Annotated in this window: 29 protein-coding genes; 10 read left to right on the top strand and 19 right to left on the bottom strand. The window is 53.5% G+C overall.

From position 1 onward, the window contains the following. Positions 1-13: 13 nt before the first annotated feature. The 4 genes from DAUD_RS03565 to DAUD_RS03555 all read left to right on the top strand — a co-directional run bounded on the left by DAUD_RS03565 (position 14) and on the right by DAUD_RS03555 (position 4,271). The gene (locus DAUD_RS03565) at positions 14-1,651 is read left to right on the top strand and encodes a DNA methyltransferase (protein ID WP_012301825.1); all 1,638 of its coding nucleotides are present in this window, start codon (positions 14-16) and stop codon (positions 1,649-1,651) included. 54 nt (positions 1,652-1,705) lie between these two features. Further along, positions 1,706-2,560, top strand: coding sequence for a Shedu immune nuclease family protein (locus DAUD_RS11955; RefSeq protein ID WP_012301824.1), 855 nt, complete (start codon positions 1,706-1,708; stop codon positions 2,558-2,560). A 153-nt stretch (positions 2,561-2,713) separates the two neighbouring features. Continuing rightward, positions 2,714-3,628 (top strand): copper amine oxidase N-terminal domain-containing protein, encoded by a 915-nt coding sequence (locus DAUD_RS13085; RefSeq protein ID WP_083756581.1) that lies wholly within the window; start codon positions 2,714-2,716, stop codon positions 3,626-3,628. 49 nt (positions 3,629-3,677) lie between these two features. Next, positions 3,678-4,271 (top strand): DUF3800 domain-containing protein, encoded by a 594-nt coding sequence (locus DAUD_RS03555; protein WP_041570786.1) that lies wholly within the window; start codon positions 3,678-3,680, stop codon positions 4,269-4,271. Between the two features lie 59 nt (positions 4,272-4,330). On the opposite strand, the gene DAUD_RS03550 is transcribed toward DAUD_RS03555, so the two are convergent. The 4 genes from DAUD_RS03550 to DAUD_RS03535 form a co-directional block, all read right to left on the bottom strand. After that, the gene (locus DAUD_RS03550; RefSeq protein WP_012301821.1) at positions 4,331-5,902 is read right to left on the bottom strand and encodes an IS66-like element ISCde1 family transposase; all 1,572 of its coding nucleotides are present in this window, start codon (positions 5,900-5,902) and stop codon (positions 4,331-4,333) included. Between the two features lie 42 nt (positions 5,903-5,944). Beyond that, positions 5,945-6,301 (bottom strand): IS66 family insertion sequence element accessory protein TnpB, encoded by a 357-nt coding sequence (gene tnpB / locus DAUD_RS03545; protein ID WP_012301357.1) that lies wholly within the window; start codon positions 6,299-6,301, stop codon positions 5,945-5,947. Continuing rightward, the gene (tnpA, locus tag DAUD_RS03540; protein WP_012301820.1) at positions 6,298-6,603 is read right to left on the bottom strand and encodes an IS66 family insertion sequence element accessory protein TnpA; all 306 of its coding nucleotides are present in this window, start codon (positions 6,601-6,603) and stop codon (positions 6,298-6,300) included. The genes tnpB and tnpA overlap by 4 nt, the downstream gene beginning before the upstream one ends. A 71-nt stretch (positions 6,604-6,674) precedes the next feature. Continuing rightward, positions 6,675-6,941, bottom strand: a complete 267-nt coding sequence (locus DAUD_RS03535) for a hypothetical protein (protein WP_041570784.1) — start codon at positions 6,939-6,941, stop codon at positions 6,675-6,677. Positions 6,942-7,174: 233 nt separating this feature from the next. On the opposite strand from DAUD_RS03535, the gene DAUD_RS03530 reads away from it, so the two are divergent. Further along, a complete protein-coding gene (locus DAUD_RS03530) occupies positions 7,175-8,026 on the top strand; it encodes a hypothetical protein (RefSeq protein WP_041570783.1) in 852 nt (283 codons plus the stop codon). A gap of 21 nt (positions 8,027-8,047) precedes the next feature. On the opposite strand, the gene DAUD_RS12750 is transcribed toward DAUD_RS03530, so the two are convergent. Both DAUD_RS12750 and DAUD_RS12340 read right to left on the bottom strand, forming a co-directional pair. Continuing rightward, a complete protein-coding gene (locus DAUD_RS12750) occupies positions 8,048-8,212 on the bottom strand; it encodes a hypothetical protein (RefSeq protein ID WP_242647884.1) in 165 nt (54 codons plus the stop codon). Between the two features lie 113 nt (positions 8,213-8,325). After that, positions 8,326-8,496 carry a hypothetical protein gene (locus DAUD_RS12340; protein WP_166485091.1) on the bottom strand — a complete coding sequence of 57 codons (171 nt, stop codon included), beginning with the start codon at positions 8,494-8,496 and terminating at the stop codon, positions 8,326-8,328. 376 nt (positions 8,497-8,872) lie between these two features. On the opposite strand from DAUD_RS12340, the gene DAUD_RS12745 reads away from it, so the two are divergent. Then, positions 8,873-9,247, top strand: a complete 375-nt coding sequence (locus tag DAUD_RS12745) for an EAL domain-containing protein (protein ID WP_083756695.1) — start codon at positions 8,873-8,875, stop codon at positions 9,245-9,247. A 164-nt stretch (positions 9,248-9,411) separates the two neighbouring features. Here DAUD_RS12745 and DAUD_RS03525 read toward each other — a convergent pair whose 3' ends face one another. From DAUD_RS03525 to DAUD_RS03470, 11 genes are all read right to left on the bottom strand, one after another. Then, positions 9,412-11,118, bottom strand: a complete 1,707-nt coding sequence (locus tag DAUD_RS03525; RefSeq protein ID WP_166485090.1) for a putative bifunctional diguanylate cyclase/phosphodiesterase — start codon at positions 11,116-11,118, stop codon at positions 9,412-9,414. A 24-nt stretch (positions 11,119-11,142) separates the two neighbouring features. Further along, positions 11,143-11,937, bottom strand: a complete 795-nt coding sequence (locus DAUD_RS03520) for a GGDEF domain-containing protein (protein ID WP_012301816.1) — start codon at positions 11,935-11,937, stop codon at positions 11,143-11,145. Further along, positions 11,938-12,564 (bottom strand): PP2C family serine/threonine-protein phosphatase, encoded by a 627-nt coding sequence (locus DAUD_RS03515; RefSeq protein WP_012301815.1) that lies wholly within the window; start codon positions 12,562-12,564, stop codon positions 11,938-11,940. 398 nt (positions 12,565-12,962) lie between these two features. Further along, complete coding sequence (locus DAUD_RS03505) at positions 12,963-14,357, bottom strand: ISNCY-like element ISCde2 family transposase (protein ID WP_012301814.1); 1,395 nt, start codon at positions 14,355-14,357, stop codon at positions 12,963-12,965. A 174-nt stretch (positions 14,358-14,531) separates the two neighbouring features. Then, on the bottom strand, positions 14,532-14,723 hold the full coding sequence (locus tag DAUD_RS03500) for an ATP-binding protein (protein ID WP_200858726.1): 192 nt from the start codon (positions 14,721-14,723) through the stop codon (positions 14,532-14,534). Between the two features lie 18 nt (positions 14,724-14,741). Next, positions 14,742-15,104 carry an STAS domain-containing protein gene (locus DAUD_RS03495; protein ID WP_012301813.1) on the bottom strand — a complete coding sequence of 121 codons (363 nt, stop codon included), beginning with the start codon at positions 15,102-15,104 and terminating at the stop codon, positions 14,742-14,744. Next, positions 15,094-15,852: an STAS domain-containing protein gene (locus DAUD_RS03490; RefSeq protein WP_012301812.1), complete on the bottom strand. Its 759-nt coding sequence runs from the start codon at positions 15,850-15,852 to the stop codon at positions 15,094-15,096. Before DAUD_RS03490 ends, DAUD_RS03495 begins: the two co-directional genes overlap by 11 nt. Positions 15,853-15,923: 71 nt before the next feature. Further along, on the bottom strand, positions 15,924-17,108 hold the full coding sequence (locus DAUD_RS03485; protein ID WP_464227581.1) for an HD domain-containing phosphohydrolase: 1,185 nt from the start codon (positions 17,106-17,108) through the stop codon (positions 15,924-15,926). A 109-nt stretch (positions 17,109-17,217) separates the two neighbouring features. Further along, positions 17,218-18,633, bottom strand: a complete 1,416-nt coding sequence (locus DAUD_RS03480; RefSeq protein WP_012301810.1) for a GGDEF domain-containing protein — start codon at positions 18,631-18,633, stop codon at positions 17,218-17,220. Between the two features lie 10 nt (positions 18,634-18,643). Further along, positions 18,644-20,047: an ATPase domain-containing protein gene (locus DAUD_RS03475; RefSeq protein WP_012301809.1), complete on the bottom strand. Its 1,404-nt coding sequence runs from the start codon at positions 20,045-20,047 to the stop codon at positions 18,644-18,646. Between the two features lie 3 nt (positions 20,048-20,050). Beyond that, positions 20,051-20,419, bottom strand: coding sequence for a hypothetical protein (locus DAUD_RS03470; RefSeq protein WP_012301808.1), 369 nt, complete (start codon positions 20,417-20,419; stop codon positions 20,051-20,053). Positions 20,420-20,835: 416 nt separating this feature from the next. On the opposite strand from DAUD_RS03470, the gene DAUD_RS11945 reads away from it, so the two are divergent. Together DAUD_RS11945 and DAUD_RS03460 are read left to right on the top strand one after the other, a co-directional pair. Then, positions 20,836-21,615: a transposase gene (locus DAUD_RS11945; protein ID WP_012301807.1), complete on the top strand. Its 780-nt coding sequence runs from the start codon at positions 20,836-20,838 to the stop codon at positions 21,613-21,615. A gap of 66 nt (positions 21,616-21,681) precedes the next feature. Then, positions 21,682-22,458 carry a DUF1670 domain-containing protein gene (locus DAUD_RS03460; protein WP_041570780.1) on the top strand — a complete coding sequence of 259 codons (777 nt, stop codon included), beginning with the start codon at positions 21,682-21,684 and terminating at the stop codon, positions 22,456-22,458. Between the two features lie 36 nt (positions 22,459-22,494). On the opposite strand, the gene DAUD_RS03455 is transcribed toward DAUD_RS03460, so the two are convergent. Both DAUD_RS03455 and DAUD_RS13200 read right to left on the bottom strand, forming a co-directional pair. Continuing rightward, positions 22,495-22,662 (bottom strand): hypothetical protein, encoded by a 168-nt coding sequence (locus tag DAUD_RS03455; RefSeq protein ID WP_242647931.1) that lies wholly within the window; start codon positions 22,660-22,662, stop codon positions 22,495-22,497. After that, positions 22,595-22,945: a site-specific integrase gene (locus DAUD_RS13200; protein WP_083756580.1), complete on the bottom strand. Its 351-nt coding sequence runs from the start codon at positions 22,943-22,945 to the stop codon at positions 22,595-22,597. Before DAUD_RS13200 ends, DAUD_RS03455 begins: the two co-directional genes overlap by 68 nt. Positions 22,946-22,993: 48 nt before the next feature. On the opposite strand from DAUD_RS13200, the gene DAUD_RS11935 reads away from it, so the two are divergent. Then, a complete protein-coding gene (locus DAUD_RS11935) occupies positions 22,994-23,140 on the top strand; it encodes an alpha-hydroxy-acid oxidizing protein (RefSeq protein ID WP_408609605.1) in 147 nt (48 codons plus the stop codon). Positions 23,141-23,146: 6 nt separating this feature from the next. Beyond that, complete coding sequence (locus tag DAUD_RS03450; protein WP_012301804.1) at positions 23,147-23,779, top strand: exopolysaccharide biosynthesis protein; 633 nt, start codon at positions 23,147-23,149, stop codon at positions 23,777-23,779. Positions 23,780-23,830 lie beyond the last annotated feature (51 nt).

Raw genomic sequence — 23,830 nt, 5'->3', positions numbered from 1 at the left:
TGGGCGTGATCGAATGACCGACGGCTGGAAGAACAAGTTTTACTTTGGGGATAACCTGGGCATCATGCGAGATTACATTCCCGATGGAAGCGTGGACCTGATTTACCTCGACCCGCCGTTTAACTCAAACGCCACTTATAACGTCCTCTTTCAGGAGAAGAACGGCACCCAGTCCGCCGCGCAGATTACGGCCTTTGAAGACACTTGGCACTGGGGTTTGGAGTCCGAGGAGGCCTACCGCGAAGTGGTTACCGGCGGCCCCAAGAGGCTGGCGGACTTGATCCAGGCTCTGCGTTCCTTCCTCGGTCAGAATGACATGATGGCTTATGTGGTTATGCTTGCCATTCGGTTGCTCGATATGCATCGGGTACTAAAATCTACAGGAAGTATCTACCTTCATTGTGACCCCACAGCTAGTCACTACCTTAAGCTTATTATGGATTCTATCTTTGGCGCACGGCATTTTCGAAATGAAATCATTTGGCGGAGAACTAACGCCCACAATATGAAATCGCGACAGTTCCCCCGAATCCATGACGTACTACTGTTCTATTCGAAAACGGACCAATTCTTGTTTAAGCCGGAATTCACGGCCTATTCAGAAGAGCAGCTACGTAGATACAAAAAAGACGCTTCCGGCCGACTGTTCACCGGACAGGATCTGACCATCGTGTCTACGTCTGCCAGCCGGAAGTTTGAATGGCGCGGAACCAAGCCGCCTCCGCATAGGGGCTGGGGTCTTCCAATAGAGCAGTTGGAAGAATTATGGCGTGATGGGCGCATACTTGCCAAGAAAGACGGCAGCCCTCGGTTAGACGGCCTAAAAGTCTATCTTGATGAAATGCCCGGCAAAATCGCCGACTCAATATGGGCGGACATTCCAAGAGTAGGAAATACCAGTAAAGAACGCCTTGGTTATCCAACACAAAAACCCGAGGCGCTTTTGAAACGCATAATTAACGCAAGTAGCAATGAAGGTGATCTTGTCCTGGATCCCTTCTGCGGCTGCGGGACCACTGTAACCGTGGCTGAGCTCCTGAACCGCCGGTGGATCGGAATAGACATCACCCATCTCGCTATTGCCCACATGAAACACCGCCTGGAAAGTGCTTTCGGTCCGGAGTTATCACCTTACGAGGTCCTGGGTGATCCTAAGGACCTGCGTAGCGCCGAGGCCCTTGCCGAGCACAATCGGTATCAGTTCGAGTGGTGGGCCTTGAGCAAAGTAACGGCCAGGCCTGCCCAAGATAAGAAAAAGGGTGCGGACACCGGCGTTGACGGTTCCATAGACTTCTTTGACGATGCCAGCGGCAAGGCTAAAAGGATCGTGATCCAGGTAAAGAGCGGCAACGTTTCGGTTAGCCAGATCCGGGACCTCAAAGGTGTGATGGGACGCGAAAAAGCAGTCATCGGGGCGTTCATAACACTTAAGGAGCCCACCGATCCAATGAAGACAGAAGCGGCATCGGCCGGATTTTATGAGCGCGAAACGCCAGTGGGAACCCAAAGGTATCCGCGACTGCAGATCATTACGACTAGAGAGCTCCTGGATGGTCGAGAACTCCAGCATCCGAAAATGGCCGTAAGCACCTTCAAGAACGCTGAGCGCAAGAGGAAGGGGAAAGGGCCCGAGCAAGAGGAGTTGTGGTAGACGAAGGGGGGGGAGCTTATCATCTCAAGAAGCGATTCTTTCGATAAGAGATACATGATTGTCTCTGGTCCACCTCCTATATCTTGGGGCGATTATAGCGGGGCCATTATCCGTCAATGGCATGACATCCTAAGCTCTGAAGACGCCAGTGATGAAAGAATTCTACAAGGGTTCCTCGAGGAGAACCCCTGTCTCCTGCCAGGACCCTTTGGTTGGCCTGAATCTGGACATTACCCCTTCCCCGCAGCCCTTATTTCGCAACCACCTTTGTCAGGACTAGGGACGAAAATCCCCGATTTTATGTGGTTGGCAACAAACAGTGGATACCTCCATCCGGTTTTGATCGAAATCGAGACTCCTACTAAGCGCTGGTTCACAGCCAGGGGTGGCCAACACAGCGATCTTACACGTGCCTTGGATCAATTGGCAGAATGGAAAACCTGGTTCAACAACGGTGCTAACCAAAGGCTATTCCTCGAATACTACCAAGTTCCATCAACACTACATCGTTCAAGAACATTCCACCCCTTTTATGTATTAATCCACGGCAGTCGTGCCGAGTTTGAAGACAGACCCGAATTAGCAAGTAAACGTGCCCAATTTGCTCGTGATGATGAGTACCACATGACTTTCGACCGGTTAACACCAAACCCTAAAGCTCAGGATCTGATATGCGTAAAGAAAACTAACCATCACTACTATTCTGCGCTGGCTGTACCACCCACCTTCATACTGGGCCCGGCACTAGCGGAATACCATTTGAATATTAGAGACTTAGATGGCGCCATTAAGAAAGGTCGTTGGATTACCGAAGAAAGAAAAGACTTTCTAATAAGCCGTCTGCCTTATTGGGCTGAATATGCTAGAGGTGGATCAAAAGGAATAATACATACGGGTGATTGGGAATAGGTCGAGATGCTGCAGGTTAATCCGCCGCGAGGCGGTTACAGTATCTAATGGGGGTTCGACAAAAAGGGACAATCTTTTCGACTGGGGGTGCAGACTGCTCAAGCCTATCTGCAGCAGTCATAGCGGTCCACAACCGTTACCTCAAAAACCGATATGAGGAGGTTTTCTGCTATGCGCAGATGGACAACCCCCCTGTTTGTCTTGATCCTCTGCCTGGCCTTCACCCTGACGGCCCAAGCAGCGCCCCGGGTGGTACTGGACGGCAAGGACCTGACGTTTGACGTACCCCCCCCGGTCTCCGAACAGGGGCGCACCCTGGTTCCACTTCGGGGGACACTTGAGGCTCTGGGCGCCTTCGTCCAATGGGACGATGCCACACAGACCGTAACGGCCACGAGAGCCGACACCCAAGTCAGACTAACCTTAGGCAGTATGATCGCCTATAAGAATGGGCAGCCGGTCTTGCTTGACGTGCCCGCCAAGACCGTCCGCGGTCGGACCATGGTCCCCCTTCGTTTTGTGAGCGAGTCTTTCGGCGCTTGGGTCGGCTGGGATAGCACCAATCAGACCGTGGTTATTTCTAGTACCGGCCAGCCCGTGTACATCGCGCCGGCACCAGCCAAGACCGAGGTGACCCAGCCGACGACTCTCCAGCAGCAGTCTCAAAGCGTAACGACGACAACCCCCTCGCAGCAGCAGGTGCAAACCCAAGGCAATACTGTGTACATCACTAAAACCGGCGCTAAGTATCACCGGAACGGTTGCCAGTACCTTGCCCGCAGCAAGATCCCGATAGACCTATCCAATGCCGTAGCCAGCGGATACACCCCGTGTAGCGTGTGCAATCCCGGACAAATATCCTCATCCACATCTTCACCAATCCTGACGATGCCCAGTTCTACACCCCAGATACAAAAACAGGATGTCACCGTATATGTAACCCGAACAGGTTCAAAGTATCACCGGGGAGGGTGTAGATATCTCTCCAAGAGCCAGATCCCGATGAGCTTATCAAACGCCAAAGCAAGTGGTTATACGGCGTGCAGCGTGTGCGGACCGCCGAGGTAGAATCGAAACAGTCGTGAAGTCGAAAAACAACCGCAGGGGAGAGACATTATTGACAGTTAAAGCGGTAAAGACGATGTATGTCTTCGTGGACGAATCTGGTTGTCTGCGTGCGAACCAGGCCTTTTTGGCGGGTGCTTGGTTCACCTGGATGCCTGTGTTCTGGCTGAACGTAGCCCGTCGTCTGCGACACGATAGCCGTTTCTGGCGGGAGTTACACTTTCACAAGGTTTCCCGCCAGCAAAATGATCGCCAATACGAAATGATCCAGGCTCTTCTTGCTCTACTCGCCAAGTACCGGAAGACTTGGTATGCAAGGCTGCTTTACGTAAGTGAGGCTGATCAATTGGCCGGGTGGCGAGACTGCTCCTGCGTCGACATCTATGACAACTTGATGAGCCGGTTATTTGGAAGGTTTGGTGGCCATTTCCCGGAGCGGCGCTGTGTTATCGTACTAGATGAAAAAAATAGACCACACTGGGACAACTATATTCCCGTTGGGCTTCAAGCATTCTTAAACAGGTCCGTCGGTGTTAAGACTGATACGGAGTTTGAGATAGTTACGGCAAGTTCGGAGACAAATGATCTACTCCAAATCAGTGACATTGTTACGTCTGCTATGAGACAGTTGGTAGTACCATCGTAAGCGTCAAATACTTCCCACCTTTAAAGCCAGGTGAGGATTGATTTAGACTCTCTAATAGACTACTTGCCACCCCGACAGATCGGTGGCAGTGTTGCCGACCAGGGAAGCAACTCTTCTAAGGCCTGTTCATCCTGAATATCCATGTTCGGCAGCTTTACAAAAAGATACTGCAGGTAACTGAAGGGGTTGAGGCCGTTTTCCTTCGCTGTTTCCACAACACTATAAATGATGGCACTGGCGCTTGCCCCACGGGCGGTGTTCGCGAATAGCCAGTTCTTACGGCCGATGACAAATGGTTTAATGGAGCGCTCACTGCGGTTGTTGTCCAACTCCAGGCGGCCGTCTTCCAGAAAGACGGTAAGCCTGTCCCACTGGTTGTGGCAATACTTGATGGCTTGGCCGAAGGCGCTTTTCGGCAGAACTCTGGGGCTCTGGTATTTCAGCCAGGCTGAAAAAGCCTCCACCACCGGCCGACTGAGTTCCTGGCGACGCGTATGACGCTCCTGGGGAGTGACTTCACGGAACTCCCGTTCGATGGCAAAGAGACGGTTGCAGAACTCCAACCCTTCTTTGGCGGCCACCGCCGCACCGCGCTGGGCGTTGGGCAGTGCTTTTAGCGCTTCGTCGAACTTGCGCCGGGCATGCGCCCAACACCCGACCAGGGTCACATCCGGCAGTTCGTTGTAGCCGGTATAGCCGTCGACATGCAGGTAACCCTTAAAGCCGGACAAGAACCGGCGGGGATGTTTACTGGCCCGGGTGGTCTGGTAGTCATAAAGGATTATTGGCGGTCCGGCCCGCCCGGTGCGGTAAAGCCAGAGGTAGGAAGTGCTTTGCGCCGACCGGCCCGGTTCATTGAGTACCTGCAAGGTCGTCTCATCGGCGTGCAGGATGTCTTGCGCCAGTAGATGCTTGTGCATCCGGGCATACAGGAGGCTTAGCCAGCGATCCGCACCCTGGATCATCCAGTTGGCCAGGGTTTGGCGGGAGAGTTCCACGCCCCGACGGGCCAGGTGTTGTTCCTGGCGGTAAAGCGGCATGCCCTCCACGTACTTTTGGGTCATAATGTAGGCCATGGCCGAGGGGGAAACCAGGCTTCCCGGCAGTACCGCCGCCGGCATCGGGGCGGTGACGATGGGGGTTTTGATGTCTTCCCGTTCACAGCGGCGGCAGGCGTAGACATAGCGGACGTGCTTGACGACACTGACCTGGGCCGGAATGATTTTGAGTTCCTGCCTGACCTCGGTGCTCATTTCGTGCAGGGCGCCGCCGCAGGCACATCTCTGCTCTTCCGGAGCGAGCCGGTATTCAATGATCTCCTCCGGCAGATCCTTTAGCTGTTCCTGGCGCCGGCCCTGCTTTTTGCGGCGGCGGTAGGTGATTTCCTCGATCGTTGGTTCGAAAGACGCTCTGGCTTCGGCCTCTGCCTCGTTGAAAAGCTCCACTTGGTTTTGGGTCTGCTCACTGGAGCGGCCGAATTGACGCTGTTGGCTGAGACGGAACTGTTCTTCAAACCAGTTAAGTTTGGCCGTTAGTTCAGCGATTTGCTGTTGCTGTAAAGCACATTTTATCTGGAGTTCTTCGATGGTTTTCGCTGCATTATCCATGTCTACCAATTCGACACATGGCACGAAAAACCCTTTAAAATCAAGGCTTAAACATCATTTTCTTTATTACAAAATCGTTCTGGCCCTGACCTCCGAATGGGCTGGCTGCGCAAGTGACAGACCGTCAAGCAGCCAACGCAACTCCCGGTAGGTGACCGGTGCGACTGTTCCAGAATTATCTTTGGTCGGCCACTGGAATTTGCCGCGCTCGAGCCGACGATAGTGCAGCCAGAAACCGTTATGCTCCCACTGGAGGATCTTGAGTTTGTCCCGTTTGCGGTTGCAGAACACGAAAAGGCACGAGGAGAACGGATCCAGGCGGAATCCTTCCTTGACCAATACGGCCAACCCGTCGATGGATTTGCGCAGGTCGGTGCTGCCGCAAGCCAGATAGACCCGGTGGTGTTCGGTTTCTCTGATCATTGTGCCAGGGTGCGCACCACATCACGAAGTAGATCGGGATCAAAGCCCGGCCGCACTTCGACGGTGGCTTGGCCGATTCTGATGACCAGGGGTGGATTAGCAAGGTCTCTTAAGTTCAGTGACAACCACTGGGTCGGTGCATTTCCGACGGCTTGGGAATGTTTCTTGAGCCAGTATCTTAGTTGATGGGGTTTTACCTGCTGTTCCGCGCACCAGGCGGACACGCTCTGCCCGCTGGCCTGAAACTCGGCTACTCTGGTGGCCCATTGGTTTCGTAAGCCCTGTAGCTCTGCTTTGGTCACGTGGCGATGCCCTCCTTCGATTTTTGCTGCGTAGAGTATCTCATTTGGGAGGGCGAAAAGCTAGGTGGGGGCTATTTGACGCTTACGTACTCGACGGCGCCACCGGGACGCTTACCCGCCGGTTGACCTTCCCGGACGGCCCGGGCCAGCGTTTCTTCGGCGTCCCTGACCGAAAGACTCCCGGTCCGCCGCCAGTCTAACAGGCGTTCGACGGCGTGCTTGGTGACGATCACCTTGGCGCACCCAATAACAGCCGCCTTGTGTTCCTGGTGATCGCTGGATGGAAATCTCTTGAGATAGGCTCCCAGTTCCTGAAAGGACCGCAACGTGACTCCCATAGAATCGCCTCCTTTGAAAGCTAGAAAGTCTTGAAAACAAAAATCCCGGAACCGTTTGGAGCTCCAGGTCCTTGCGGCCGCTCTGGCAGAGCACAAAGCAGCCGGATGCTTGTATGTTGATATACCCAAGAGTGTCGCATCGTGGCATTCCGGCCAAATTTGATCTTGTTTGCAGGATTTTAGGGGGCTTGGTGGAATTTGTTGGCCAAACCTGCCGCTGCAAGGTGGTTGCAATGCGTGAGCTGCCATGCGTTACCGGCAAGGATGTGCAGGATTTGACGCCCACCACCAACCCGATCCGGGAGCCGCTCCTGGATTTCTTGAATCAGTTGAGTGAAATTAACGACACCCTCACCCGCCTTGAGAGCCTGCTGAACCAGGCCCGCGAGTTGTTGGCCGACCTCCCGGCCGGCACGTCCACCGGCATACCCCTCAACGTTTGCGACCTGGCCGGGGGCGGCGTCCCCGTTACTTTCACGCCGAGGGCGTCCGTTGCACAAGAAGAGGAGTATCGGGCCATCGTGGACGATCTCGTTCAGAAACAGTCGGCCTGGTCCGTAGCCCAGGCTTACGACGCCTTCGGGACTTTTCTTTACGACACCGCGGGGTTCTTCTTCTTCGAAAATCAGGACAAGCTCCAGGCCAGGAATATCGCCGGCAAGCTGGGGCCCATCAGCAGCCGCGAGGGCTGGCTGCGGGCGGTGCGCGAGTACTACCGCAGAGACAGCCGGCAGGTCTTGGGGTGCATCAGAAGGCTGGCTCCGGAACTTGGGATAATCGAGAAAACCAACAGACGCCAGATAAACCTTGTAGCATGGTACAAGGCGGCTTCGGAAGTCAGGCAGGCAATCGTGCACACTAGCTCCGCAATCAGGCCCGCCCGCGTGTGGAGGCTGCCGAAGCCCATCATGGAACTCCTATCCGAGCACTTCCCAGGCCGCCACGAGCCAACGGGCTACGTTTTGACGCTTTCGGCCGGGGACGCGAGGAATGCGCTCCTGACCTTTGCGGAGTACGGGTACCTGATCTTCAAGTGCCTGTCGCGGTCGAATGGGTATGACTGGCAGATTCCCGGGCCGGATTGACCAAGAAGCAATAGTCCGGCACTACAAGCGAAAACGGCACTGAACGGCATACTCGATCACGTAAGAACACGAGACTTGCATCCGGGTCGCAATCTCTCTTATCTTCTTCGCATGCCCTTCCGGAAGGTCCAGGGTGCGCCGCACCTGCGCGACCTTGCCGCGTATGCGCGGCGGGATTTCCCCCATCCCCTGCTCTAAAAACCAAGAAACCGCCTCCCGGAGCAGGTCGGCCTGAGTGACGCCCCGTTCAGCGGCTATCCGTTTAAGTTTTTTATCTATTTCAGGAGCAAGGCCGGTGCCTATCTTGGCGTACCTACCTGGCTCCGGGAACTCCCGGGTGATACACAGCAAAGTTGGACATTCGTACCCACAATCTCCCAACCCGGCAGGCCCCCGGCCACATCGACCTCGACCTTGACAATATGCCCCTCGATCCCGGAAAGTGCCACGGAATGGACGGTGGCCAGCATGGCTTACCTCCATATATTACGGCAAATTACCTGATTCTTCATTCTGCGCCGGGGAGGTAATCCCTGCCGGAATAGCAGCACCAGGTTAAAAACATCGATCTCTACAAGCTGCGCCCCGATCAGCCTTAGAGTACCGGAACACCATACTAAAGGCTTGATCCCTGGCGCTTGGTTACTGCGCCCCACCGGACCCGCAGGCGGTCAAGACCTCGCGAAGCGGGAGGCGAAGCCCCTTGGTCTTGACGGCCGAGGATGCCGGGGGGGGATAATGCCTGAAGCGCACAGGGGGGGTGATAACACACTAAAAGTTTTCTAATTGGCAAAAACTCTGGAAAATTGTTGGCCGAAATTTCTCCAAAACACTTGACCGTTACACCTGCTGGAATTCATAGAAGATAACATCCGCAAGAGCGGCATAGATCCCTCCCGGATCGGTTTTGAGATAACCGAAACGGCTGCCGTAAAGGACCTGGTACGGGCCGGTCGCTGGATCCACAGGCTTAAAAGCGCCGGCTGCCGCTTTGCCCTGGATGACTTCGGCGAAGGCTTTTCGTCCGGCTGCCGCTTTGCCCTGGATGACTTCGGCGAAGGCTTTTCGTCCTTATTCTTAACCTCCGCATCCTTCAGGTGGATTACCTCAAGATCCGACGGTTCCTTTGTCCGCAACGTGGACAAAGATCCTGTCAACCGCGCCCTGGTCCAGGCCATGAACGCCGTTGCGCGGAGTTTATGGAAAATGAAAATATTTTGAAAGTACTGCAGGAGCTTGAAATAGATTGCGGCCAGGGATATTACCTGGGTAAGCCCGCTCCCTTTCCCGAGGGGCTGTCAACTTTCTCCGGGAAAAGCACCGGGCGTCATAAAAATTATCAAAGCGCAGAATAGAAAGAAAAAAATGCGAATTAAACATTGACGCTAATCCCCGTTACCAGGGCACCGTACGGGCATGCCCAGATAATAACCCTGCCCGTATCGAACGCCGGCGCGGCGCAAAATTTCAGCTGTTTCACGGTTCTCTACAAACTCGGCCACCACCTCTATCGAAAGCCCTTGCAAAAGTTTTACCATGTTTTCTACAATCATCCGGGAGCGTCCACTCCTGGTTATCTCACGCACCAGGGAGCCCTCAATCTTGGCAAAGTAACAGTCAAAGTAACGAAGATAAATAAATGAGGAAAAACCGCTTCCAAAGTCGTCGACCGCCAGGCGCACCCCAAGATCTGTCAGCTCCTTGGCGAAAGCATGCATGGCATTAATATCAAGCACGGCTTCTCGCTCGGTAATTTCGGCCACAATTTCTTCCGGACGAATGCCGTAGCGGCTGAACAGGTCAGCCAGGAACCCTGGAGTTTCTCTGTTCTCCAACTCGCGCATGGAGAAGTTAATAAAGAAAAGCTTGCTCTTCGCCCAAGAGCTCTTTTTTTCCCGCATGGCCTGCTCTATGACGATATTACCAATATCCTTCATAAGGCCGGATTGCTCGGCCGCCTCTATAAAAAGCCCGGCAGAAAGAAACTTTTCTCCTCTCCTCACGCGGGCAAGCACTTCGTAACCTAATGGCTTGCCAGTCTCTAAATCTACAATCGGCTGATAAAAGGGGACGATGCACTCCTTCGAACGCAGAGCTTCTCGCAAGAGAAGAATTCTCTCGTGAACCACAGTAGGATTAGTACTCTCGTCGACCGCATCTATGAGCTGCGCCCGGTTCCTCCCTTTCCTCTTGGCCGTTACCTGAGCAACCTCGGCAGCTAACATAAGGTCGGCCAGCGCTTGCCCATGGTGGGGGTACGAAGCCACGCCAATACTGCTGGTAATGAAAATGCCCTCCTCCCCCAAAGGACGACTTTGCAGCTCGGCAATGCCATGACATAGCACCTGCGCCTTTGCCAGGGCCTCAGCAGGACCTGTATCCATCAGCACAATCCCAAATTCGTCACTGCCTATGCGTGCAATAGTAAAGGCGTCGGGGAACGACTCCTGCAGAAAGCCAGCCACAACCTTCAGTACAATATCCCCTACGGTATAACCGTAAATGTCGTTAATCAGCTTAGAATTATCAATGTCTATCCAGTATAAAGAAAACTCTCCTTTTGTGCACCGCGCAAACTCGATTGCCTGCTGCAACTCTTCTTCGAACTTGCGGCGGCTCAAAAGGCCTGTAAGGACATCTACTGTCGAAAACATCTGCATTTGACGCGCTACTTCTCCCCTGTATCCCAGGAGTAGCAGGCCAAGGTCAATAAGCAACGATGTTCCGCCGTACTTAAAGCTTTTCAGTTCTCTCTCCAGGGTATGGATAAGCGGGACCAGTTCGTCGCACCAACGCCCGAAAAAGAACCCATAGGCTGTTACCATTTGCTCCAGCGACACTTCTGCAACGCCCAGCTTTCTTCCGAGTTCTATACGCCGCCGCAAGAGTTCCTCGTCATGGTTTCCAGCAAACAACGCCAATAAGTCGCTCGCTGCTCCGCGCAGTTCCGCCTCGTTCGCCTCTTGCCCTGCCCGCTCCAGCAAGGTCCGCAACCGCCCAACGTATGCTTGCGCCGCCTTTCCAGTAACCTCTACCCAATCCAAGGGCAATTGACCAGCCTGGAATTTTAGTTCTTCAATAAGCTCCAGCATTCCCTTTGAAAACCTCATGCACACTCACTCCCCATCATCGCCCTTGGCAAAGGCCACTCTGTTTTTGCCCAATTCTTTGGCTCGATACATCGCTTCATCCGCTTGCCGGATTAGCTCGTCGGGATCGACAGAGCCACGGCCGGCATACCCGGCAACTCCTATACTTACCTTAAGACCCTCCACCTCCGGCAGTATCCTTACCGCTGCTATTTGGGCCTGAATTCGTTCCAGGGGAATCCTGGCTTTAGCAAAATCCGTCGCCGGAAGGACAATTACAAATTCTTCACCGCCGAAGCGAACGGCCAGGTCATCATTCCGCAAAATTCTTTTGATAAGACCAGCTACGGAACGGAGTGCTTCGTCGCCAACCTGGTGGCCGTACTGGTCATTTATTCGCTTAAAATCATCCAAATCGAGCATGGCCACAACAAGCGGCTTGCCCTGTTTTTGTGCTTTTTCGAGCATCTGGGGAAGCATGCGAAAAAGGGCTAGCCGGTTACAAAGCCCAGTAAGGGGATCGCGCTCCACCCTTTCCTTTAGCTGGAGGAGGAACGTATCAATAACTATCAGGATCTGGGCCAAAAACTCGGTCGCCCGGGCTATGTATATCCACTGCACGTTGTCGCTGTCCCGCTTAATTCCCATGACTTCGCGCAGTGCCCGCGTATGCACGTCCAAAATGCTGGCGGCCTGCGCATCACCCTCGTCCAGGCAGCGCGGCAGATCCTGGTACGCTTCCAGCAGCACCCCCTCCGCAGCCCCTTCGTACATATAACGTTCAAGATAACTGCGGTAAGTTGAATAGAATTCCCCCGACAACTAGACATACCTCCTTCCTACTAGCACGCTGGCATCGTCTTCAGCGATGCCGTATCTCTCTACCACACGGCAAGCTGTTTCTTCCCCTGTTCCCTCCCAGAGCCATGGTAATCCTACAGGCGAAAAGCTGCGCTTGATCCCGTCGGTACAAACCAGAAAAAGGGCAGGCCCCGGCAGCTCCAGCCGGCGGATGGTAGGATTTAACACTCTCTTGCCTGCAATGCCCGGCTGCCCCACCAGAAGCTCCGTACGTTTTCGCGTCAGCACCCACCCTCTGATGTTTCCGACCAAGATGTATTCTATCGCTTTCCGGTCAAGCAGGGCCAGGAAAAGAGCGCATCCCCGCGTCTGTGAAGCCGCTTCTTCCAGAACGGAGTATGTCTGCTGCAGAACCCCCGCGGCCCGCTGCATCGCCTGCGCCAGGACCACCGCCCCGCGGTGTGCTCCCTCCCCGTGGCCCAGCACATCTGCTACAACTACAAGTGCGTGGGTACCAAATTCTTTAGTATAACAAAGGTCGCCGTTTACCTTCTCCCGCCAGTGGGGACGCGAATATGCCGACACTTCCCACCCGGAGCCTTCCCGTGCCTGATCGTCAGCTTCCGGTTTTTCAACTTGTAAACTCAAAACTTGCGCCTCCTCTTTTCCACCCTCACCACGGTGCCAGTGCCGACTTCGGAGGCAATCTCACAAAAATCCATAAGGCGCCTTATTCCCGACAAGCCTATACCCAGGCTACGCTCATGCGTCGTGTAGCCTTTTGTCAGAACCCTGTCTACGCTCTCGATGCCCGGACCACGATCATACGCCACCACCTGTATGGCAGGCCCGCCGCTCTTCTCGAGCCGTTTACGGATCATTATTTTACCAGGTTGTGCATAGCGATAGATAGATTCTGCTGAAAAACTCAGCCATAAAGATCCTTGAAAACCTAGATAGATTCTGCTGAAAAAAGCACTTTGCCGACTACTTCTCGGCAGTTGATCCTTGACAATTTGATCATGGTTTAACGTTCCTGCCTGGGCTTAGATCAACTTAGCGATTCGGTTCAGGTTGTATCCCCAGACGGCCCCGCCCACCCAGCGGCGACATCCGGCCAGTCCGCGGTATAGCGTTCGCTTGAGTCCATATCGCCTTTTCAGCACGCTGATCGTTCCTTCCTGACCGGCTCGCCAGCGTTGCAGCCGCCGAAACCAGGACTGGCGCTCGTGTCCGGTACGACTGTGACTGCGTTTACCTTTATAAGGCAGGCTGATTTTACGTATACCCAGAGCTTGTAAGGCGCTTTCGTTACCGGCATTCCAGAAACCACGATCGGTAGCGGTACCTTCTGGCACCCGGCCGGTGCGGTGGATGTGCTCCGCAATTCCTGGAATGAGCAATTGATGGTCCGGGGGGTTACCCATCATCACGTCATACTCGGTCACCAAGCGTTCCGTGCTTTCGGTCAGGCGCACTTTGTAGCCGAACTCGGTTTCTTTATGTGCTTTGCCGCGCCGAATGGGCCGGGCCTCCGGGTCGGAAAGGCTTACCACCCGCTCCGGCAGGTTTAGTTGGCCGGCGTTGACCTGACGCGCCTGGCTGACGATCTGTTCGCCCAGGTCCAAGATTTTCTCCAACCGAGCGGCCAGGCGTCGCTTTTCGTCCCGGGCGGTTCCCGCAAGGTGCCGGGCCTGCTGGTGCAGATGCTGTACTACATTCCGGGCATCCTGCAGGGTCTTTTCAGCGATGTCGGCCATTTCGCCGGTGATCCGCCGCACTTCCTGGATGGATTCTCCGGTGCGCCGTTTCAGTACTTTGGCGATCGCCAGCACCCGTTTCTTGATACTGCGCGTGCGATCCCGAATGGCCACACTGGTATTATCGGCGACGGCCTGGATCTTTTTCGCCAGACGCGTCACCACCCGTACCGAGTCCGCGATCAAGCCGGAATCGGTGGGATGGTGGATGTTGGCTTCGATTGCGGTGGTGTCCACTCGCACTTTGTTGCGGCTTTTTAAGAGCTTTTCTTCCTGCGCCTTACGGACCAGATGAGCGTTCAGTGCCGCCATGTGATCGCTCCCGTCTGCATCCAACCGCTGCCGGATTTTAGTCAGGCTGGAGGGATGGGGCACCGGCTTATTCCAGGGAATGCGACAAAACCGGCGCCAGCTGATCCGATCCTTAACCAGAGCACAGACCTGCCGGTCGCTGAGTCTGTACTGGTGCTTGAGTGCTGTCATACGCAAATAGGTTTCCGCCGGTACGGACGGTCGCCCCAAACACCGATGGTACTTGTCCTGAAATGGTTCGAAGAAGCGCTCATCGTCCAACCAGGCGTCGAGTTTGGCCAGATCTTCCGGGAGTTCAAGCACCTCCGGCGGCAATATGTAGTCCAAGAATGATACTTGTCGACTTTCTTCCTGTCGGAGGCATAGCATTACTGCTCACCTCCGCAGGAACCGAAGTTTTTATGTTGAACCATGATCAGCATAGGGATTCCCTCCTGGTGTTTGTTTTGGTTTGGTCACCTTAAACAATTCGCCACGGAGACCGGAATCCCTTGATTTATCTAGGTTTTCAAGGATCTTTATGGCTGAGTTTTTCAGCAGAATCTAGATATTGCGTGCAAGTTCAGAAACCGCAGTGGCTACTTTGGTTACATCAGCAAGAGAAAAACCAAGCTCTTGGGCAAGTTGCTTGGCCATCTGTCTGGCTATGGCAATATCTTCTTCCCGGGAGATGCGCACCACCACGTCAAAGTCGTTTTCCGAAATATCCAGCAACTCCCTTAGTTTCCCGTCCAAAACCTCCTAACTCCTCTCTCAGGGCGAATATACCATACCGATAGCGTGCTCGAGGTCACGGGCAACCAAAAAACCTTGCATTTCTATCCCCATTTGTGCCAGGGTCAGGGCCACAGGAGGCTGAATACCGCAGATCACCGTGCGGCAACCCATCAGGCGGGCCATGGCGGCAGTCTCCGTAAGAGTATAGGATATATAGCTGTCGATTACCTCCACCATCCGTACGTCCAGAATAACCGCCCGTACCCGGTGCTCCTGAATTTCCGCCAAAAGCTGTGCTTGCAGCTGCTCCACAGTCTTATCGTCCAGGTCTATCTGGATGGGCACCAACAAAGAATCCCCAATCCTTATGGTTGGGACCACCTTTTCTCTAAATGCCATCGTGTTCTCCACCTTCACCCGGAAAATTACTGCCCCGCGCCCATACGATTTTTCTCTGCCGGCTCCTGTCTTCCTCGATCATGGCTATAGCCTGGCGCAGAGCATCTTCAAGGTCACGCGCTATCGCCACCATGCGGAAATCGATCCCCAGCTTAACCAGGGTGTGGGCGATTTCGGGCTTAAGGCCGGTTAGGATAACCTCCGTTCCCAGCAGCTTCACTGCGCTAAACGTTTCGATGAGAAAACCACCCGCTACCGTATCAATCGTGGGGACACCGGTGACGTCCACAACTACCACTCTGGCCCGCGTGGCACTGACGCGATCCAAAAGCCTTTCTGCCATACCCTGCGCCCGGTCACTATCCAGGCCGCCAATCAGTGGTAGCAGCAGTATCTCCCTCCAAATGCGGATTATCGGCGTTGCCAGCTCCGAAAGCATGCGCTCAAGCTCGCGCTGAATCTGGTCCCTCTCTCGGTGCCTTTCACCCCAGAGTTCCATAACCAGCAGCAAAAGTTCAGCTGTTGGAAAAGTTGGAACACGCTCGATGACTAGCTTTAGCTTTGCCCCCAGCGCCGTTTCTCCCAGTTCTTGAAGCAACCCAAACAAGGGTTCCCGTATCGCCTCACGCAAATTATTTCCGGTGGCGCCCGAAACAACTTCCAGCAAAAGTTCGCGCCATAGTTTCTCTTCGTTCTTACTACCAGCCTCCAGCTCCTCAACAAGCATTTCTACCAGGTTGTTATCCACTTTGACATGCTCCTTTCAATTAATAAAAGTACGTGCGTATAAAAAACATAATCGACCGTCTTTGCGGATCTTTAGGTGCGGGTCGATTCATCTCGCTCTAAAACCTTTTTCATTGCTTCTACCACTGCCGGGTCAAACTGCTTCCCGGAACAACGCCTTAGTTCCTCTATTACCCACTTTGGGGAAAACGCCCTGCGATAAGGCCTGTCCGACTTCATGGCGTCATAAGAGTCCACCACCCTGATGATCCGGGCCAGAAGGGGTATCTTTTCACCAGCGATGCCTTCCGGATAACCACCGCCACCATAGTCTTCGTGGTGGTAAAGAACCGCTTCAACTACTTTTTTGGGAAGATTTGCCGGTTCCAGGATCTTTGCTCCCACGCCCGGATGAGACCGTATTACTTTTTGTTCTGCCGGTGTAAGCCCGCTTGTCTTGAGCAGTATATCCTCCCTTACCCCAACCTTTCCTATATCATGTAAAAGCCCTCCTATATAAACCATTTCCTGTTCTTTGTCAGAAAGCCCCATTTCTCCAGCCACAGCCTTCGCCCACCGCGCTACCCGCAACGAATGGCCCTGCGTGTACTTATCTTTTGCTTCTAACGCTGCGGCCAGCGCCTTTACAACGCTCATGTAATATTCCTGTAACGATTCGTAAAGCTGTGCGTTCTCTATCGCCAGGCCCACCTGACTGGCTATGATCGACAGGTAACCGACCTCATTTTCTTCCCAGCGGTGAGGGAAAGGCATGTATACTATCAGCGTACCCAGTGTCTTTCCCCTGGCCTGTACGGGAACCACGGCAACCGAACGTATATCCTTGCTAAAATATGGTAGGTGCAAAGAACGATCATACTTTGCCAAATCTTCCACGATCAACGGCTGCGCCGTTTTCAGCACCTCACCCAAGATCGTACCCTCTGCTGGCACTCGCTCAGCCTTTCCTTGCAATTCCTTGCTGAGTCCCAGGCTCACCTTCAACACCATTTCTCCTGTTTCTTCGTCACGCAGCCCCAGCACACACCACTTCGCACCTACGACTTCCTTCAGGCTTTGCAACGTATATTCAATGATCACGTCCATTTCTAAACTGGAAGATATCAGCTGCCCGACCTCAATAAGCTTCTTGAGCATCGCCGCGTTTTCCTCCAGACCCCGGTCCATGGCCAGGGCAAGGCTTGTACGAAGGACGCTCAAGAAGCGATCTTCATCTTCGCCGAACTCTGCGCCTTTAGATGTGCCATACAATGCCAACACTCCTCTCATTCGTGATCGCGTCAATGGCGCCTTTGCCACTTCAATCTGAGAAGCATTACAACGTTCTTGAGCCGGGCCCATTTTAAAGCAATTGAAGGGGATACCGTTACGATAGGTTCAAATAAAAGCGGTTTTTTCCTTGTCTCTTCGCCTGATAACAGGCCTGATCCGCCCTTTCAAGCAAGGAATCAACAGAATCGTTGTTTTTCGCTAAGGCTATTCCCAGGCTTGTGGTAACCTGGCGGCGAGGGAAAGGAAAAGCCTCTATCGATTTCTGTATTCTTTCCGCCACTGCTACAGCACCTTCCTCTTTTGTCCCTGGAAGAATGATTACAAATTCCTCGCCCCCGTAACGGCCCGCAATATCCACGAGCCTGATAGAGTTTCTTATTATCTCTGCCGTCTTCTGCAGCACCACATCGCCGGCCACGTGGCCAAAGGTATCATTGTAAGTCTTGAAGTCATCTATATCCAGGAAAATGACCGAGAGGGGGGTACCGTACCTTGTTGTCCTCTCAAGTTCGACGATCAGCAAGTTTCGCAGGGCACGCTTATTAAAGAAACCGGTCAAGAAGTCGGTTTCGGCTTCTCTTTCCAGGCGGTGTATAAGCTTCGCGTTAGCCAGGGCTACCGCGACGAAGTTCGCATATATCTGCAGGTTTTTGCTACCGTTGTCATCCAGGGAAACAGGGGCCACTATACCTAACAGCCCGACGGCACCCAAAGCAGTCCAGAGGGGATAAACCAAGATTTCATTCCCGGGAGCAACCTCTAAACCGGTGAGACCCGGTAGCGTCATTAATTCCTCAAGACTCAGAGATGACGGCTCAACTTTTGAAAAAACCTGCTCAATCAACGGCTGGACCATCGGCCATTCCTTCCCAATCAACAGGTGGCCGTATTCACCTTTAGCCTGCGCCACCCTGATTTTATCACCCTCGCGAAGGCCGACAAAACCCAGCTCGACCTTGTAAATTATGATCAGCGAATTCGTTATGAGGTCCAGGACCTTGTCCAGTTCGACGATCGAAGTCATCAGGCGGCTGATTTCGTAGATACTGTTCAGTTCAAGCCTCCGTAATCCCAACAGATTTTTTTCCAGGATGGCCTTAAGGACTTCATTAATCGTGTGATAAATACTATTCGCTTTGGTGACAAAAGTATTTTTTTCCTCACCTTCCACCTGGTTTTTGTTCCTGGTAGGAGTAATAACAAGGAACCCTGTCCTTTGGGCGTAGTTGCCCAGGCAGTAGGCATAAAGTCTAATCCCGTAAGGACAGGTAAGCATGTCCTTATCTTCTAACGAACCGAGGGCGGACTTATAAAAACGGATGCATTTTTCGTTGCTGATCTTTCCTCCTTTATTTACCTCCTGGCATAATTCGACGGGCCGGCTGAAGCGGGAAAAAGAGCCACCATTTGCATCAAAGATGTAAATGTTTGCGTCCATGACCTTGGCCAGCGTATCCTGAAAATCCTGCCAGTATTTTACCGAAATGCTAAGGAAAAGGTTTGCCGGCATCTAGTGCACCTCATCTCAACATGTCTGCTCTATTTAATTTGCCAAGAATATTTATTCCGTTCGGGGTAATCTCATACTCCCTCAGGGCCTTGTTGTGGTCGCTTCCACGGGCTTTAAGGATTCCAAGAACTTTTTTGATGCTTGAATAGTCTTCCACGTACCGCAGAATGATTATATTATCGGCCATTAAGGAAATCTGAGCTTTGGTTACTACCATTGGCGAAAAGAGGTCTTCGTTGAGTACCGTGAATATAGTAGTGATATGCCGCCTTTTAAGTTGCTGTCCTATCGCCCAGAGATAATCTTTATACTTTTGGATATCAGAAACGCTACTTTCAAAAGAAGAGATGCTGTCGATGACAAACCTGTCCACCTTCTTTTCCCTGACCATGTCCAGTATTTCAAAAGCGTGCTTATCTACGTCCAGTTCTATGGGAGAAATGAATTTGATATCGAGTCGACCCTCTGCCAGATATCTATCTATTTCCCATCCCAGACGACGGGCAGTATCCTGAAGTTGATTCACAGGCTGTTCAAAAGAAAGGAACAGTCCTTTTTCGCCTTTTTCCGCCCCATCCAGTAAGAACTTAAGGGCAAGCGCGGTTTTGCCTGTACCTGTACCACCGGAAATGAGCGTGATAGTCCCTTCTGTTAACCCACCACACAACATTTCGTCCAAGCCCGTGATCCCGAATCCCTTTCTCCCCGGCCTGGCCTCATACTGGAGTTCTTTACCCTCCGGCCTCATCCTCGGGTACACTTCTATTCCCGCATGACTAATTTGAAACAGGTGTTCCCCCTGCTCAAAATTAGCCCCTCTCATCTTCAGAATACGCAAATACCTTTTTTGAAACCGCTTTTCTTCCTGCCCGTAAAGGTGAAAAATCCCATCGGCAACGGCAAATTCACCCAAGAGCGTCAGTTCTTGTTCTTTGTACTCGCCGACGAGAAATACAGTGACCTCCCATATCGATAGAGCGGCAGCCAGGTCGAAAACAAAAGCCTTAAAAGCCTTTTCGTCCGGGAAGAAGTCTCTTATGGCCTTGAAACTATCGATTACAACTATGTCCGGCAGATGTTTCTTGATCATTTGAGTCAGGTACTCCAGCCCTTTGTCCGCACCCTGTTTGCGCAGAACAGCTCCCAAATCCTCGTAAACAACCTTGTCCCCCAGGAAATCGTCCGAGAAAAACTCAAACTCCTGCAGGTGTCTTACCATCTTGAATTGTGATTCTGATATAGTGGTCAGGTACAGACTTTTGAGACCATTCCTCGCGGTATTAAATATAATGTTTTGGACAAATATCGTCTTTCCGCTACCCGGCGAGCCGGAAACGACGTTCAGTGAATATACAGGTATGCCGCCGTCAAGAATATGATCAAGATTCTTTATGCCCGTTCGCAATTTATCCATTTCTCATTCCCCCTTGGAGTCAAAAGGAATCCAGCCGAATTCTTCGTTCAGCCTCCTCTTGATTATTTCCGTTTTTTCATGACCGATGAGCTTGGCCAGAATTCCCACATACCTGGTGATAAACTTCACGAACATATCATCGACCGGCAAGTCCGGGTTTTTCTTCAAACCGGCAGCTATCCTTGAGCACGTTATCCCATCCTGGCCGTACTGCAGCAACTCTATTTCCTTATACTCCAAGGAAAGCTCCCACACTACCCTTTCCACCAAAAGGTTCACAGAAAACGTCCCAAGGTACTTCGCCGACGCAGTCCACATCTCCCTCAGCAAAGTTTCATAGCGCTCGATCTGCTTCTCGATGAGTCCGCACATAACAGTCCCTCCAAACCATACCTTACCAGGAAGACCGGGTCATGGTTTTTGCCCTTGTCAAAGCCTCGGATCCGATAACTCCGATATGAGTGCTTAATGTGGACCCATTAGAAAGGGCCCCTTTCCATTCCTTGGTATTTTCAGTCGATAGTATCTTCCGACCCCAATAATATCAAAATGGCCTCTCGGAAACTCTCCCCTTAGCGCTCCCGGAGCTTTATACTCTGGGGTTTCGCTTTTCCATCCCATTTTCGGATCGCCCATTAATCATGTGAGCGCGCAAGCCTGCGCAAGTTTGTGTTTGCCAATCTGCTGGAATTAATGCATATGCTGCTATTTTAAGCTTGACTTTCGGAAAACACCCTCAGAATCAAGGTAAGTGACCACTTCTTACCATTACTGGAGGTGCTCCCGAAATGTTGCGTCAGAGCCAAACTCACACCCATTACCAGTCGTTCGTCAAAAATGAACTGTTTCTCTTCCTGGAGAATAACCCCGATTGGGTCGCCGCGTACACACCTTTGATCGCCAAACTGTGGCTTTTTAACCTCGACCCCGCCCGGGCAATCCTGACCCCGCTCTACGCCCCCAACGGCGCCCCGGCTTGGGATCCGCTCAAGCTCGTACGCGCCCCGGTGGCCATGACGCACCTGCGTATACCCGGTGTCACCCGGCTGGTGCGCCGTCTGAGAATCGACCCCCTGCTCAGGCTTTTGTGCGAATTCGATCCTCATTCGCCGGCCACCCCCGGGGTGGGCACTTTCTACGACTTTTTCAACCGCCTGTGGCTGGGTGACGGCCGGGCCCGGCCCGTGGTACGCCGCCGGCGACAACGACCCCGCAATCCCGGGGCGGGACAAAAGCTCCGACCCAAGCACCCCGGGGTGCTCCTTTGCTTTCGAGGAGGTGCTACGTTTCACTGCGGCCTGATGGCCGACCACAACCACGCTTCCCAACTAAAGCTTCTTCTCAGACAAGAGGCCGGGTGGCTTCTCTCTGCGCCAGAGCACCCGCCCCAACAGGCCAGGCTCCCAGGAGCTAACTGCCACGGCTCCCTTTACTTACCACCCCGCAATCTCCTAGCCCACCCCAAACCTGACACCTATTCCTATCCCTGCCATCTACCCCCAAAAGCATTTCCGAGAGTCTATGTTAGACAACTATGGTGCATAGAAATTATCAAGCATTGCTCCTGACTGGCCGAATATACCAACGTGCCCACTCACTCTAGATACTCCCAAGTCCTTCTTGAGTTGACTTATTTGCTTTGTGATTACATATTTCAACTCCTTCTTTTCACCATCGGTCAAATGGTGGTTGAGGAGTGGGGACTCCGGCCCGCCCAGGCCCAGGGGATGGTGGAGCTCGTGGCCAGGACCTACACCCGGTGCTGCCCCCGTTTGGAGGACCTTAAGCCTGGGCAGTTGGTCTGGCTGGCTCTGGACACCCGGAAGGACCGGCGCACCGACCCCAGGCTCTTTCAGCCGGTGGTGCTGACCCTGCTGACCCTGGAGGAGCAGGAGTCCTCCCTGGACAGCCGGACCGAGCTGAAGCGGCTCAAAGTGCGCCAGATCGAGAGGCTTACCACCGAGGCCTGGCGCCAGGACGGGGTGCTGACCAGCATCGACTTGGAGTGGATCCTGGGCATCCCGCCTGCCCTCATCCGGGAACTCCTGGAGGCCTACCAGGAACGCTTCGGCGTCCTCCTGCCCACAGCGGGAACGGTACTGGACATGGGCCGGACCCTGACCCACAAGACCATCGTGGTGAAAATGGCCCTCTCCGGGCTGACCACCCAGGAGATCGCCTGGAGGATCTACCACACGCCGGAGGCAGTGGACAACTACCTGAAGCTCTTCGACCAGGTGCTACTCCTGCGCTACTACCGGGTACCGTTTTCGGCTATGCTCCGGGCCACCGGCCACAGCAAGAAGCTCCTGGAGGAGCACCTGGCTCTGGTCGAAAAGCATTTCCCCGACGAGGAGGCCCTGGAGACTTATCTCGGGAAGCGCGGTATTACGTTGGAAAAGAGTGGTTAGGGAGACTAATGGCTATCAGCACCGTGCCCAATCCCATCATACCACACCGGCGGGCGGCATGGAATCACCGGATTCCGATGACTGAGTCGCCAACAAACTGACCTTCTTCGGGCTGAACTGGTCGATGCGCTTTCCGTCAGCGTCGGCTACGCCCACCAGCTTCCTGGTCTCCGTGGGCAGGCCGCAGACCCAGCCGCAGTACACCTTCCCGGCCTTCTCCGCCTCCACCCAGTCGCCCTTGCGGAGGAAGCCGCCGTTGGTGGTCCACGGCCCTTTCCAGATCCTTCACCCCCGGCCAGGTATGCCGGGCCGTGGTGTTCAGGTTTGCGTGCCCGGCCAGTACCGCCACCCTGTCCAGGCTCTCTCCCGCATCTACCAGCATCTTGCAGAAGGTGTGATGCAATCTGTGTGGGGTGACCTCGACGCCGGCCAGCCAGCCGAGTTCTTTATAAGCACGCGCTGCAGTCGATCCGGATGAGTTATTCAATTGCAGTGACTAACGATGCCTTTACCTTTCCCGTCCGGGGGAAAGGAAATGGACGGGTTGCCGGAGAAAATGACGGAACTGCCTTTCATCCTTAAAGGGATGATGACTGCCCGGGAGGCGGAAATGGCGGTGGAAATCGGTGCGGCAGGTATTGTCGTGTCTAATCACGACCACGTTCACACGAACGGAAGGTAGACCTACATGCATAAGCTTTCACAAAAAATTGCCGATGTTTTTTCCCGGCACTCTAGTGACGGGGTGACGCTGGGGCAGTTGCTGGACACGATGGGCAAACAGGGAGCGGGTTTTCTACTGGCCCTATTGGCTTTGCCGTTGCTGGTACCGTTGCCGCCGGGCATGGGTTCACCTGTTGCTATCCTACTGCTTGTGTGGTCTTTCCAGCGCCTGCTTGGTGTAGGCGTGCCCTGGTGTCCTGAATTTTTGCGAAGCAAGCGCCTGCCAGCCCAAGTAGTAGAGAAGCTAACGAGCAGGGGGATACCCCTCATCCAACGGCTTGAAAGGCAAAGTAGCAGAAACGGGCCACAGATGAGCGAAACAGCAGTGAAAGCAGCCTGTCTTGTCGTCATCATAATGTCCATGTTAATTATTTTACCGACACCTTTCTTAAACCCGTTCTTTGCTTTTGTTATTCTGCTTCTTGGCGTCAGCATGACTAGCGCTAACATCAGGCTTTTCGCTGCTGGAATTATTGTAGGGACGGTGACTGTCTTGTTGCTGTTGTCGGTCTTGTTTGCCGCCGCTTCGGAGGGGGAAAACTTCATTAAAGAAAAGGATGGAGCTTCCCGGGGGTGGACAAATGCGCTGCGAGGGTGATCATCGCCGAAATCGGCGTTGTGACGTAGCGTTTCCCCACCGCCTGCAGCC

Source organism: Candidatus Desulforudis audaxviator MP104C, from assembly GCF_000018425.1.
GTDB lineage: Bacteria > Bacillota > Desulfotomaculia > Desulfotomaculales > Desulforudaceae > Desulforudis > Desulforudis audaxviator.
This window is presented reverse-complemented; position numbering and strand designations above follow the sequence as displayed.